This is a genomic window from Aeromonas sp. QDB14, from assembly GCF_027707845.1.
Taxonomy (GTDB): domain Bacteria; phylum Pseudomonadota; class Gammaproteobacteria; order Enterobacterales; family Aeromonadaceae; genus Aeromonas; species Aeromonas caviae.
This window is the reverse complement of sequence record NZ_JAPCJD010000008.1, coordinates 1-11,970: the sequence shown is the minus strand read 5'-3', so window position 1 is coordinate 11,970 and position 11,970 is coordinate 1. Positions and strand designations below refer to the sequence as shown.

Annotated in this window: 10 protein-coding genes; 7 read left to right on the top strand and 3 right to left on the bottom strand. The window is 59.1% G+C overall.

The features are described from left to right. Nucleotides 1-58: 58 nt before the first annotated feature. The 6 genes from PG887_RS04135 (at nucleotide 59) to rmf (ending at nucleotide 7,280) form a co-directional block, all read left to right on the top strand. Nucleotides 59-595: a cell division protein ZapC gene (locus tag PG887_RS04135; RefSeq protein ID WP_270821226.1), complete on the top strand. Its 537-nt coding sequence runs from the start codon at nucleotides 59-61 to the stop codon at nucleotides 593-595. A 308-nt stretch (nucleotides 596-903) separates the two neighbouring features. Further along, nucleotides 904-3,075, top strand: coding sequence for a bifunctional 23S rRNA (guanine(2069)-N(7))-methyltransferase RlmK/23S rRNA (guanine(2445)-N(2))-methyltransferase RlmL (rlmKL, locus tag PG887_RS04130; protein ID WP_039040793.1), 2,172 nt, complete (start codon nucleotides 904-906; stop codon nucleotides 3,073-3,075). Further along, nucleotides 3,075-3,302: a glutaredoxin family protein gene (locus PG887_RS04125; protein ID WP_042017071.1), complete on the top strand. Its 228-nt coding sequence runs from the start codon at nucleotides 3,075-3,077 to the stop codon at nucleotides 3,300-3,302. Before rlmKL ends, PG887_RS04125 begins: the two co-directional genes overlap by 1 nt. A 72-nt stretch (nucleotides 3,303-3,374) precedes the next feature. Then, the gene (gene uup, locus PG887_RS04120; protein WP_029314544.1) at nucleotides 3,375-5,285 is read left to right on the top strand and encodes an ATP-binding cassette ATPase Uup; all 1,911 of its coding nucleotides are present in this window, start codon (nucleotides 3,375-3,377) and stop codon (nucleotides 5,283-5,285) included. An 8-nt stretch (nucleotides 5,286-5,293) separates the two neighbouring features. Then, complete coding sequence (locus PG887_RS04115) at nucleotides 5,294-6,943, top strand: DUF3466 family protein (protein ID WP_010674760.1); 1,650 nt, start codon at nucleotides 5,294-5,296, stop codon at nucleotides 6,941-6,943. Between the two features lie 157 nt (nucleotides 6,944-7,100). Next, a complete protein-coding gene (rmf, locus tag PG887_RS04110) occupies nucleotides 7,101-7,280 on the top strand; it encodes a ribosome modulation factor (protein WP_005315693.1) in 180 nt (59 codons plus the stop codon). Nucleotides 7,281-7,360: 80 nt separating this feature from the next. Here the strand turns inward: rmf and fabA are convergent, their stop codons facing one another. From fabA to PG887_RS04095, 3 genes are all read right to left on the bottom strand, one after another. Continuing rightward, nucleotides 7,361-7,921, bottom strand: coding sequence for a 3-hydroxyacyl-[acyl-carrier-protein] dehydratase FabA (gene fabA, locus PG887_RS04105; RefSeq protein WP_010674758.1), 561 nt, complete (start codon nucleotides 7,919-7,921; stop codon nucleotides 7,361-7,363). A 78-nt stretch (nucleotides 7,922-7,999) separates the two neighbouring features. After that, nucleotides 8,000-9,979 carry a Lon protease family protein gene (locus PG887_RS04100; protein WP_041211430.1) on the bottom strand — a complete coding sequence of 660 codons (1,980 nt, stop codon included), beginning with the start codon at nucleotides 9,977-9,979 and terminating at the stop codon, nucleotides 8,000-8,002. Nucleotides 9,980-10,186: 207 nt separating this feature from the next. Beyond that, a complete protein-coding gene (locus tag PG887_RS04095) occupies nucleotides 10,187-11,482 on the bottom strand; it encodes a tyrosine-type recombinase/integrase (protein WP_041201615.1) in 1,296 nt (431 codons plus the stop codon). A 229-nt stretch (nucleotides 11,483-11,711) separates the two neighbouring features. Here PG887_RS04095 and PG887_RS04090 point away from each other — a divergent pair, with 229 nt between their 5' ends. After that, the gene (locus PG887_RS04090; protein WP_270821224.1) at nucleotides 11,712-11,951 is read left to right on the top strand and encodes a hypothetical protein; all 240 of its coding nucleotides are present in this window, start codon (nucleotides 11,712-11,714) and stop codon (nucleotides 11,949-11,951) included. Nucleotides 11,952-11,970: the final 19 nt, after the last annotated feature.

The following is an 11,970-nucleotide window of genomic DNA, read 5'->3' as shown; positions in this document are numbered from 1 at the left end:
TTGCTCAAATTCTCGACATGGAATAAAGTCGAGGGACGGCTTAGATAAGGGCACCACCATGTGTATTCAACCCAATGACAATTGGCAGTGGCATTATGACGCTCAGGATGATCGCCTGATGCTGGATTTGTCCGATCGCATGATATTTGCCACCGAATATAAAGGTCGACAACTTGTTCCCTGTTCTTTCACCACCCAGCCTTTTTGTGTGGATGATGCCGCCCTCTATTACCAGTTGATGGACAAGGCTGCTGAACTCGACTGGAGTACGCCCCACCAGGTCCAGCTGGTCCTCAATGCCATCGCCGTCAGCCGTTTTTATAAACCCCTGATGCCGCAAAGCTGGTTCTTTCATGAACAGCAGGCTCATGTTATTCCAGAGATGGGATCCCTGGTGTGGATGGATACTCCCCACGGTCGGGGGGAATTCATGGTCATCGAAGCCGGCGATCAGGCGAGCGTTTGCCTGAACCTGACCGACGAACTGGTGCTGACCAACAGCAAGATGCTGCCGCGCTTTGCCGTGATCAAGGTGATGAATAACCGGATGCAAGCCAGAGTCCGGGCACAGACACAATATCGGGAAGTGGGCTGACGATGGGGCCGTTATATGGCGACGAATAAGTCTGTTATAGGCCTGCTATATTGGTCTGATATTTAAGCGCACAGTCTCTCTCTTGTTCCATTATTTGTCTTTTTCCTTCGTCTGGTCGTCACGACCATTTTCTGCCTGGTCCGGGCAAGATTTTCGAATTCTTTACGAATGTGATGGTAGACAGCTGCCAGCCAAGAGCGGGATCCTGTCGCCCGCAAGGGGGGAGGGGAGAGTCTGCCGCGCCTCTTGCCGTTTATATGGCGCCTTTGTCCAAGGTTCGAGTGCCGAGCGCGGGCCGATAAGGTATAATGCGGCACTATTTTTATGGCATCCCCGTGAGCGTGATGAAAGAATTTTTTGCAACCTGCCCCAAGGGGCTGGAAAACCTGCTGGCCGTCGAGCTGACCAATCTGGGTGCGGAGCAGGTCCGTGAGACCGTGGCCGGCGTCCACTTCAAGGGCGAACTGGCCATCGGCTACAAGGCCTGTCTGTGGAGCCGCTTTGCCTCCCGTATCGTGCTGGTGCTCTCCGAGTTCCAGATGAACGACGATCTGGACCTCTACCTCGGGGCTCATACCATTCCCTGGGAGGAGCACTTCTCCGGTACCGCCACCATCGCGGTGGACTTTACCGGTACCAACGCCTCCATTCGCAATACCCAGTACGGCGCCCTGAAGATCAAGGACGCCATCGTCGATCGCTTCACCAAGCGCGGCCACGTGCGCCCGGATGTGGACAAGAAGTCTCCGGACATTCGCATCATGGCGCACCTTGGCAAAGGCAAGGCCAATATCACGCTGGACTTGTCAGGACCGGCGCTGCACCAGCGCTTCTATCGCCAGGGCACCGGCGAGGCGCCCCTCAAAGAGAACCTGGCTGCGGCCATGATTGCCCGCAGCGGCTGGGCTGGCGAGCCCATGATGGACCCCATGTGCGGCTCCGGTACCCTGCTGATTGAAGCGGCCTTCATCGCTGCCGACATGGCGCCTGCGCTGCGCCGTGAGCGCTTCGGTTTCGATCGCTGGCTGCAACACGATGGTGAACTGTGGCAGAGTCTGATGATGGAAGCCCAGGTGCGTGCCAAGCGCGGCATGCAGCGCTGCGAGGTGAAACTGTTCGGTTGCGATGCGGATACCCGGGTCCTGATGAAGGCCCGTGACAACGCCAAGGCCGCCGGCGTGGCCCATCTCATTACCTTCAAGCAGGCCGATGTCACCAAGCTGGAAAATCCGCTGCCGATGCCGGCTGTGGAAGGAGAGAGCCGTCAGGTCGGCATGCTCATCTCCAACCCGCCCTATGGCGAGCGTCTCGGTGAATTCCCGGCGTTGCTGGAAGTGCATCAGGCCCTTGGCGATGCCCTGCGCCGCGGCTTCCAGGGGTGGAAGGTCACCATTCTCTCCGCCTCTCCCGAACTCCTGAGCTGCCTGCGCTTGCGTGCCGACAAGCAGTATCGCCTGTTCAACGGCGCCCTCGAGTGCCAGTTGCGCAACTATCAGATCGCCCTCGATGCCGTCGCTTCCCAGAAAGAGGTGGCCCAGGACTTTGCCAACCGTCTGCGCAAGAATCTGAAGACCCTCGAGAAATGGGCGAGCAAGGAGAACCTCGATTGCTACCGCCTCTATGACGCGGACTTGCCGGAATACAACGCCGCCATCGACCGCTATCAGGATTATCTGGTGGTACAGGAGTACGCGGCGCCCAAGGACATTCCCGCCCAGAAAACCCGCCAGCGTCTGCTGGACATGGTGCAGGCCGCCATCAAGGTGACCGGCATGGACGGCGAGAAGGTGATCCTGAAGGTGCGCGAGCGCCAGGAAGGCAAACAGCAGTACCAGAAGCTCTCCGAAGAGCAGCACCGGATGGAGGTGCAGGAGTACGGTGCACGCCTCTGGGTCAACCTCTACGACTATCTGGACACCGGCCTCTTCCTCGACCACCGCCAGACCCGCCGCATGTTGGGCCAGATGGCAAAGGGCAAGCGCTTCCTGAACCTCTTCGCCTACACCGGCAGTGCCACCGTGCACGCGGGGCTCGGCGGCGCCCGCGAAACCACCACGGTGGACATGTCGCGCACCTACCTCAACTGGGCCCAGGACAACATGCGCCTCAACTCGCTGGTGGGCCGTGAGCACAAGTTCGTGCAGGCGGACTGCCTGAAGTGGTTGTCGGAAGCCGACGAGCAGTACGACCTCATCTTCATCGATCCGCCCACCTTCTCCAACTCCAAGCGGATGGACGAGAGCTTCGACGTGCAGCGGGATCACCTGCTGTTGATGCAGCACCTCAAGCGCCTGCTCGCGGCGGACGGCACCCTGGTCTTCTCCAACAACAAGCGCCACTTCAAGATGGACTTGGCCGGCCTTGACGCCATCGGTCTCAAGGCGCAGAACATCACGAACAAGACCCGGCCCAAGGACTTCGAGCGCAACCAGCATATCCACAACTGCTGGATCATCACCCACGCCGAGGCACAAGGCTGATGCTGACCCTGTTTCACACCGACGGCTGCCACCTGTGCGAACAGGCGTGGGCGCTGGTGGAACAGGCCGGGATGGCCGCGCAGACCCGCCGCTGCGACATCCTGGAGGAGGAGGCCTGGCTCGAGGCTTACCGGGTGCGCATCCCGGTGCTGCAAGACAGTGCCGGCCGGGAGCTGGGCTGGCCCTTCACCCTGAGGGAGCTGCAAGGCTGGCTGGCACAGGGGTGAGCAGGATTTGACGACAAAACGGGGGCAGATTCACGCTGCCGCCCGTTTTTTCATAAGCAACAAGGAACAAACATGGCTCTTTTGACATTGCACGGCGCGTCCCTGTCGTTCAGTGATTTTCCGCTGCTCGACCATGCCGAGCTCACCATAGAGCGGGGCGAGCGCCTCTGTCTGGTGGGGCGCAACGGGGCGGGCAAGTCTACCCTGATGAAGGTGATTGCCAGCGAATTGCCGCTGGACGACGGCCGTCTGGTGTTGCAACAAGATTTGAAAGTGACCCGCCTCGAGCAGGATCCGCCCGCCTCGAGCGAGATCACCGTGTTCGATTACGCCGCAGAAGGGCTGGCCGGGGTAGGGGAGCTGCTCAAGCAGTACCACCATGTCTCCCACGCCCTGGCGCACGACCCTTCCGATGCCAACATTCGCACCATGAGCCAGTTGCAGGAGCAGCTCGACTATCAGAACGGCTGGCAGTACGAGACCCGCATCAATCAGGTGCTGACCCTGCTCGATCTCGACCCTGATGTGACGCTCGACAGTCTGTCTGGCGGCTGGCTGCGCAAGGTGGCTCTGGCCCGCGCCCTGGCGTGTGACCCGGATCTGTTGCTGCTGGACGAGCCGACCAACCACCTGGACATCGATGCCATCAACTGGCTGGAAGAGTTCCTCAAGGACTTTCGCGGCGCCATCGTCTTCATCTCCCACGACCGGGAGTTCATCCACAAGCTGGCGACCCGGATCATCGATCTCGATCGCGGCGTGATCACCTCCTGGCCCGGCAACTATGACGAATATCTGCAAGGCAAGGAGGAGTGGCTGCGGGTCGAGGAGCTGAAAAACGCCGAGTTCGACCGCAAGCTGGCCCAGGAAGAGGTATGGGTGCGCCAGGGGATCAAGGCGCGTCGTACCCGCAACGAGGGACGGGTGCGGGCCCTCAAGGCGATGCGCATGGAGCGCACCCAGCGCCGGGAACTGCAGGGCAAGGCCAAGCTGCAACTGGACGAGGCGGGCCGCTCCGGCAAGCTGGTGTTCGAGACCGAGGGGCTGGGGCTGGACTTTGGTGATCGCACCCTGTTCCAGGGACTGGATCTGCAGGTGCTGCGCGGGGACAAGATTGCTCTGGTTGGCCCCAACGGCTGCGGCAAGTCGACCCTGATCAAGCTGCTGATGGGCCAGCTCGAGGCGAGCCGTGGCTCGGTGCGCCAGGGGACCAACCTGGAAGTGGCCTACTTCGATCAATACCGTGAGCAGCTCGATCCCGAGAAGACGGTGGTGGACAACGTGGGGGAGGGCAAGCAGGAGGTGATGGTTCGCGGCCGCTCCCGCCACATCCTTGGCTACCTGCAGGACTTCCTGTTCGAGCCCAAGCGGGCGCGCACCCCGGTCAAGGCCTTGTCAGGGGGCGAGAAAAACCGTCTACTGTTGGCCAAACTCTTCCTCAAACCCAGTAACTTGTTGATTCTGGATGAACCAACCAACGACCTGGATGTCGAAACGCTGGAATTGCTGGAAGAGCTGCTCACCGATTATCCGGGCACCCTGCTGCTGGTCAGCCACGATCGCCGTTTCATCGACAATACCGTGACCGGCTGCTGGCTGTTTGAAGGGGATGGACGGATCAGCGATTATGTCGGGGGCTACGCCGACATGATGGCCACACGAGCCCTGCAGGCCGCCCAACAGACGGCCAAGCCGGCCCCGGTCAAGGTGGCAGAGCCTGTCGCATCGGCAGCGGAGCCTGCGAAAAAAACACGAAAACTCTCTTACAAGTTGCAACTGGAGCTGGATAATCTGCCAGCCCGGCTGGAACAGTTGGAAATGGAACTCGATGCCCTGCAGGCCGAGATTAACCACCCCGGTTTCTTCTCCCTGCCAGCAGAGCAGACCCAGCCCAAACTGGATGCATTGAATGCGGCAGAGGCCGCATTGGAACACGCCTTCTCCCGTTGGGAGGAGTTGGAAGCGTTGAAACATCAAGACTAAGGAAGTAGATGAAAAAGCAATTATCCATGCTGGCCATCCTGGTCGGCGCCAGCCTCAACGCGCAGGCGGCACAAAGCTCCTTTTTCACCATCGTCGATGACGAAGTCAAAGGCTATGCCAGCGGGATCAGCGGCGATGCCAACGGCCTCATCGGGCTCAACACCAAGAACAACATGGCGGAATACTTCTCCACCGTGCGGTTTGCCGACTTCCTGGTGGATCGTTTCCGTTTCGAGCAGGGTTGCATGCTCTCCAACTCGGTCTGCAACTCCTTCTGGAGCGACAACTCGGGCTTTGCCTACCAGTGGCGTCGCGACTTCCTGGACAAGGTGGATCAACGCAGCAACCTGGGCTACGTGACCAGCTCCGAGGTCGATGGCCTGGTGACGGCCCTCGGGGATGTTCCGGAGGATCGGGTCGGTTACAAGATGAATGGCAAGCTGCGCACCGCCTTTGCCGTGGTCAATGACGGCAACCCGGTCGAGCTCAAGGATGCGGCCAGCACCCACGGCCTGAGCGTACCCACCTCCATCAAGAAGCTGGACAACGGTCAGTATCTGGTGACCGGTACCGCGGCCAGCGACAAGTATCGCCACAAGGTGGGCGGTGATTTCTACAAGTGGTGTTTCGAGACGGGCAATGACAGCCAGTACGGTGACTTCCGCTACTGCCCCGGGGTCGATACCCAGGCGAGTTTCTGGCTGCTCAACAGCTCGGGCGGGTTCAACAAGCTGATGCAGGCCGGCACCTATGGCCATCAGCGTGACGAGGTGCTGCAAACCGCTTCTGCACTGGGCGTGGCCAAGTACAACGGCACCCTCTACGGCGTGGGCTACAGCTCTACCGGCGAGGTGGGCACCGGTGATCTGGATGGCCGCAACCTCGCCAGCTACTGGACCCTGGATACGGCTGCCGGCACCGTGGGCACCACCAAGATCATCCCGCTGCCGGATGGCGAGCCTGGCAAGGACGATGCCAAGCTGCAACACAGCTGGGCCGTGGCCGTCAACGACAACGGCTACGTGATCGGCAACCAGCGCTATCGCATCAACAAGGGTCAGAACCGCCCGGTGGAGATGTTCCTGTTCAACCTGAGCAAGCCGGGTACGGCGGCCAGCCTTCCTCTTCAAGACAAGCCGGTCTCGGGGGCAGGCTCGGAAGCGGCCGCCATCAACGAGCACAACATGGTGGTTGGCTGGCGCGACTCCCGCCATCAGACCCAACCGGTGGTCAATGGCACCAACCGCATGCAGGAAGCCTTCCTGCTGAACGCGGCCGCCCCGGCCAACAGCTGGTATCTGAACGATCTCATCTGTGGCAAGGATGACGCCGGCAACAAGCAGTGTGCCCAGAACGGCAAGTACTATCACATCGCTTATGCCAGCGGCATCAGCAGCGACGGCACCATTGCCGCGACGGCGTATCGCTATGACAGCGAGAGCGACCTCAACAAACGCGCCAACGCCACCGTGGTCGCCGTCAAACTGACGCCGGCCGTGGCGGATTATCAGGGCAATGCCCCGGCCAGCTATGTGGTCAGCAATGCGCCGGTCAACAACCAGACCGGTCAGGATGGTGGCGAGGGCGGTGGTGGCAGCCTGTTCTGGTTGACTCTGCTGGCGCTGCCCTTTGCCTGGCTGCGTCGCTATCAGCGATAAGTAAGTGTCATCAAAAATTAATGCAGTTCAGTATCTTGTGTCACAACCCCTGAATAGCATGGAATTTTTTGTTTGACCCTGCCTCCCCCCTGGGGTAAAGATGAAGGCGACCGGTGAAAAACTGGTCGCTTTTTTTGTTCCACGAAGAGGGTCGTAGATGATGAAGAGACAGAAACGGGACCGTCTGGAGAGAGCTCGCGCTCGTGGTTATCAGGCTGGCGTAGTCGGCAAACAGAAAGAAGCGTGTCCGTACCAGTGCCTGGATGCCAGGGGCCATTGGCTTGGTGGTTGGCGCGATGCCATGGAAGGGCGAGGCTCAGGCCTCTTCATGAAGTAACCGATACTTCATCACTCATTACAATAGGAAAGGGGCCATCGTGGCCCCTTTACGTTGTCTCTGCTCACCCAGGAGCAGGATCAGAATGCGGTGGTGTCTTTGAACAGGCCCACTTTCAGATCGGTGGCGCTGTAGATGGGGCGACCATCCACTTCCACGACGCCATCGGCAATGCCCATGACCAGTTTGCGGTTGATGACGCGCTTGAAGGTGATCTTGTAGGTGACCTTCTTGGCCGTCGGCAGGATCTGGCCGGTGAACTTGACTTCACCGACACCCAGCGCACGTCCTTTGCCAGGACCCCCTTTCCAGCCCAGGAAGAAGCCGACCAGTTGCCACATAGCATCCAGGCCCAGGCAGCCGGGCATGACGGGATCGCCGGGGAAGTGGCAGTCGAAGAACCAGAGATCCGGCGTGATATCGAGTTCAGCCAGGATTTCACCCTTGCCGTGCTCGCCGCCATGGTCGTTGATCTTGACGATGCGATCCATCATCAGCATGTTGGGGGCGGGCAGCTGGCTGTTACCTTCACCAAATAATTCGCCACGGCTGCAGGCAAGCAGCTCTTCACGGGTAAAGGACTCTTTGCCTTGTTCGCACAGGGAGAGGCGGGGATCAGTGGTGTCGTTATCTAGGGTCACGCTGTTTATCCTTCATATGGGTCAAAGCCGGGCCAATTTAGCTTACAGATGTTCGCTAAACAACTCCGATCACTTCATTTAACGGCCAAGCAGCCGATCCAGCAGGCTGCGCAGCAGGCCGCCACTCTTGGTTGCCGTGCCATTGAGTTCGTCCAGTCTCTCCTGGATGCGGCCAAACAGGGTATCCGGCATGTCTGGTTCGCCAGCAACGCAGCCGGTGAGCAGCTCGATAGCCTCTTCCACGTGATCCACCGGGTGGATGTGGAACTGGCCGGCCTCTACTGCCGCGATCACTTCATCAGAGAGGTTGAGCTGCTGGGCGTTGGTGCCGGGCAGCAGAATGCCTTGCTTGCCGGTGAGGCCGTGGATCTTGCACACCCGGAAGAAGCCCTCAATCTTCTCGTTCACGCCGCCAACGGCCTGCACATTGCCGAACTGGTCGACCGCACCGGTCACAGCGAAGTGCTGGTAGATGGGCTGGCGGGCGAGGGCAGAGAGCAGGGCACACAGGCCGGTCAGGGAGGCGCTGTCACCATCGATCTCGTGGTATGACTGCTCGAACACCAGGTTGGCCGAGAGCGGCGAGGGGTTCTCTGCGCCGAACTTGTTGGAGAGGTAACCGTGGATGATCATCATGGCTTTGGCGTGAATGTGCCCGGCGAGCTCCGCCTTGCGCTCGATGTCAGCCACATCGCCATCCCCGAGGTGGACGGTCGCGGTGAGGCGTACCGGCTCCCCGAAGTCATAGGGATGGCCGGCCACCTGGATGACGGAAAGGCCGTTGATCTGGCCAACCTCTTCACCGTCGGTCTGCAGCAGGATCTGGCCGTCGATAACACCCTGATCCGATTGCTCCACCAGATAGTTGAGGCGGTAATCCTGCTCTTCCAGGGCGAGCAGGATATGTTCGTCAGTGACGCTGGTCGCTTCCAGCTCGCGGGCCAGGCTGTCGGCCATGCGCATGATGGCGCCGAGCTGTACCTCGGAGAGGGATAGCCACTCCTGGTGGTCACACAGGCGGCTGGCATGGCGACAGAGGGCGAGGAGGGCACTTGGCGTGAAATCCAGCAGCGCCCAGCGCGCTCGCAGCCAGGCGAGATATTGCAGGAAGGCGGGGAGATCTTCCTCGATGTTCACTTCGGAGACCAGATCGGCACGCAGGAAGATGCGCTCCGCCATGTCCCTGTCCAGCATCTGGAATTCCGCCACGTCCAGCCTGTCACCGACCAGGATCAACTTGAACCGGATGGGGGTCGCTTCCGGGGTGAAGAACGGTGTCAGCGTCTTGCCTTCCTGATAGGCATTCCAGTCCAGCTCGCCTTTTTGCATGGCGTTTTTGAGCTTGAACCAGAGATGAGGCTGATCCAGCAGCTCATCGAGCTGAAGTATCAGGTAACCACCGTTGGCTTCCCGCAGCAGACCAGGTTCCAAAAGGTGCTGGTTGGCGTAGACGGAGCCTTGTTCCGTCTGATAGTTGATAGAGCCGAACAAGGTATCCCAGTTCAGGTCACGGCCGTAGACGACAGGGGCTTGCTGATCCTCATGATGGATCAGCAGGTTGATGAGCACCGGGTGCTGGAACTCGAGGCCCTGGGCGACATGGGCGGCCAGATCGGAGAGGAAATCCACGATCTTGGGGTCGTTGTTCTGTTTGCGGATGATCCGGGTGACCAGCCGCTCGGCGTCGAGATGGTGGCTCATCAGCTTGAGCAGCTCACCGACCATTTCGCAGAACTCGAAACCCGAGCCCGGTTGCAGGCGCAGCCAGATGGGCTTGAAAGGGTTGTTGAGATTCTCGGTATAACAGAGATCGAACAGGTCGCCATCCTTGCCATTCGAAGAGGCGATCAGGGTCTGGCAGACATTCTCGTAATCTGCACCGGGGAAACCGTTGAGGATCATGACCGGGCAGTCACCATCAAAACTGGCCAGCCGTTTGATACCCGAAATCGCTCTGGGTTGCAGGGCGGCAAACGGAATGGGGTCGAGTTCGCCAAGTGTGGGGAACTGCTCAATCGAGAAAGCGGGTTTTAATTGTTCTGATGTTAATTCAGCCACTTAAGACATCCGGTCGGGGATAGGATCAATTGCCACCATTATACACAGTTCGGTTGAGGGTGACAGAATACCAAGATATTTCATTTAACATAATATACATTATGCGCAGTGTCGTATTTTATGAGTCCCAGGGCATAATCAATCAAGGATTGCCTTTAGGTCCCGTGTCTTGGTTATGAGTGCAGTTTTATTGTTCACCATTGGTTATCAGTCATATGTACGGTTCTGGTCGAGCAAGTGATCCAGCGGCTTGCGGCTGGCACTCTCGTGACGTTCCCGGTTGCCGGTGTGCAGGTACTTGGAGGTGGTGTCGATGCTGTCGTGTCCCGCATCGGCTTGTACGTGGGATAAAGGCCGGCCGTGCAGATTGATGTCATGGGTGATACCGGTATGGCGAATGGAGTGCGGCGTCAGGGTTCGCATTTCAGCGGCATCCTGATCAAAACCGTCTTGTTCGGCGAGGCTTGCGGCCTGTTCAAATACCGCCATTACCAGGTCTCGAAGCTGGCGGATACCCAGATTGGCATTGAGTTCGCCTTGTTCGCGGCCATGGGCCGCCGCCTTGTGGCGTACGAACAGCGGGGTCTGCTCGCCGGGGGCCGGCAGTGGCGAAAGGCCAAGAAAGGTACGATAGCGAGTCAGGGCTTCGAGCAGAGCCTGAGAAACGGCCACGGTGCGACGTTTACCGCCTTTGCTGCGGGGAATGTCATAACCCCAGACGCCCGTTTTGGCGTCACGTCGAAACTGGCCCATGACGGGGCTGAAACCCGGCCTGGCCGCCACCTCGGAAATCCGCAGATAACAGGCATACATCAGACAGATGAGAAAGCGGCTGCGCTCATGTTGTGCCGGGCATTCGGCAGCGAGCTGTTCGGCGGCTTGCATCACATAAGACCATTGCAGCTCAGTGAAGGATTGCGCGTCTTCACCAGCCTCCTGGGGGCCCGCACGTTTAACCCGCTGCAGCAGGAGAGCCGGATTGCGATCCATGTACTCCTCCTGGATGAGAAACTGGAAGAAGGCGGACAAAATGGCGAGTTTTGTCTTCATCGCCTGCTCACTCAGTCGATACGGTAGCTCCCGGCCCAGTTCCCGCTTGCCAAGAAACGGACGCCACAGGGGGTTTGGCAACCGTTCCCCCCACTCCTTGTCGAGCACGAACTGGGCGACGTTGCGGTAGGCAATCAGTCTGGACGGTGGCGCCTGGCAATAGTCGAGATAGCGCATCATGATGCGCCTGGTGAGATCCCTGGGGCTGATGGCCACCTCGCAAAAACACCAGTGCAAAAAAGTGGTCAGCTCACTGCGATAGGTCTTGTAGTTGTTTTCGCTGTGGCGCTGCTCCAGCAGCCAGTCGACGGCCAGCTCATACACGATCCCCGCGTCGGGGACTTTGCCAAGACTCAGGGTGGCGAGGTACTGGTTGACCTGGGGATTGCCCGCCTCAAGGTGGTCCACGCTATCGAACAGTGGCATGGCGGGTGGAAGTGCTGGATGAGTCATGATGGTGTGTGATGTCGGTTGAATGTTTTGAACGGGGCCGCACCCCCCTGATGCCGATAAATGGGGTTATCGGCATCAGGGGTTGCAGTGCGCCTTGGGGGCAACGACCTGAGGCATCTTGCTGTGATACCCCATGATAACGAGCAATCGGCATATTCAATAAATATGCGGTGTGGTTGGAAAATTCTCGGGGAAAAGAGGCGTGACAATGACTTAAGTTGCACTTTTCATGAATGAGAAAGTGGATTCTGCCTCACATCCCCTTCCCCGCCCTTTCGTCTCAAGCCACGCTCTTCAGGGGCTTCCCCTTTGGCAGTTCAGTATCCAGCTTGTCTTCTTTGGGGGAATTCCCCTGCCCTTTTCCACCGCGCAATACCTGCTGCAACTGATCCCGCTGCTCGGCCAGATAAAAGGTTCATCGCGGCTTTCCGGGGAAGGCCGCCTTGATTTTCAGAAAAAAGTATTCTGAGTCCCTAAATCCATATGCC

What these genes read in the sequence shown, in the direction of transcription:
- PG887_RS04135 (WP_270821226.1), top strand. Translation starts at nt 59, where the DNA reads ATGTGTATTCAACCCAATGACAATTGGCAGTGGCATTATGACGCTCAG.
- rlmKL (WP_039040793.1), top strand. Translation starts at nt 904, where the DNA reads ATGCGGCACTATTTTTATGGCATCCCCGTGAGCGTGATGAAAGAATTT.
- PG887_RS04125 (WP_042017071.1), top strand. Translation starts at nt 3,075, where the DNA reads ATGCTGACCCTGTTTCACACCGACGGCTGCCACCTGTGCGAACAGGCG.
- uup (WP_029314544.1), top strand. Translation starts at nt 3,375, where the DNA reads ATGGCTCTTTTGACATTGCACGGCGCGTCCCTGTCGTTCAGTGATTTT.
- PG887_RS04115 (WP_010674760.1), top strand. Translation starts at nt 5,294, where the DNA reads ATGAAAAAGCAATTATCCATGCTGGCCATCCTGGTCGGCGCCAGCCTC.
- rmf (WP_005315693.1), top strand. Translation starts at nt 7,101, where the DNA reads ATGATGAAGAGACAGAAACGGGACCGTCTGGAGAGAGCTCGCGCTCGT.
- PG887_RS04095 (WP_041201615.1), bottom strand. Translation starts at nt 11,482, where the DNA reads ATGACTCATCCAGCACTTCCACCCGCCATGCCACTGTTCGATAGCGTG.
- PG887_RS04090 (WP_270821224.1), top strand. Translation starts at nt 11,712, where the DNA reads ATGAATGAGAAAGTGGATTCTGCCTCACATCCCCTTCCCCGCCCTTTC.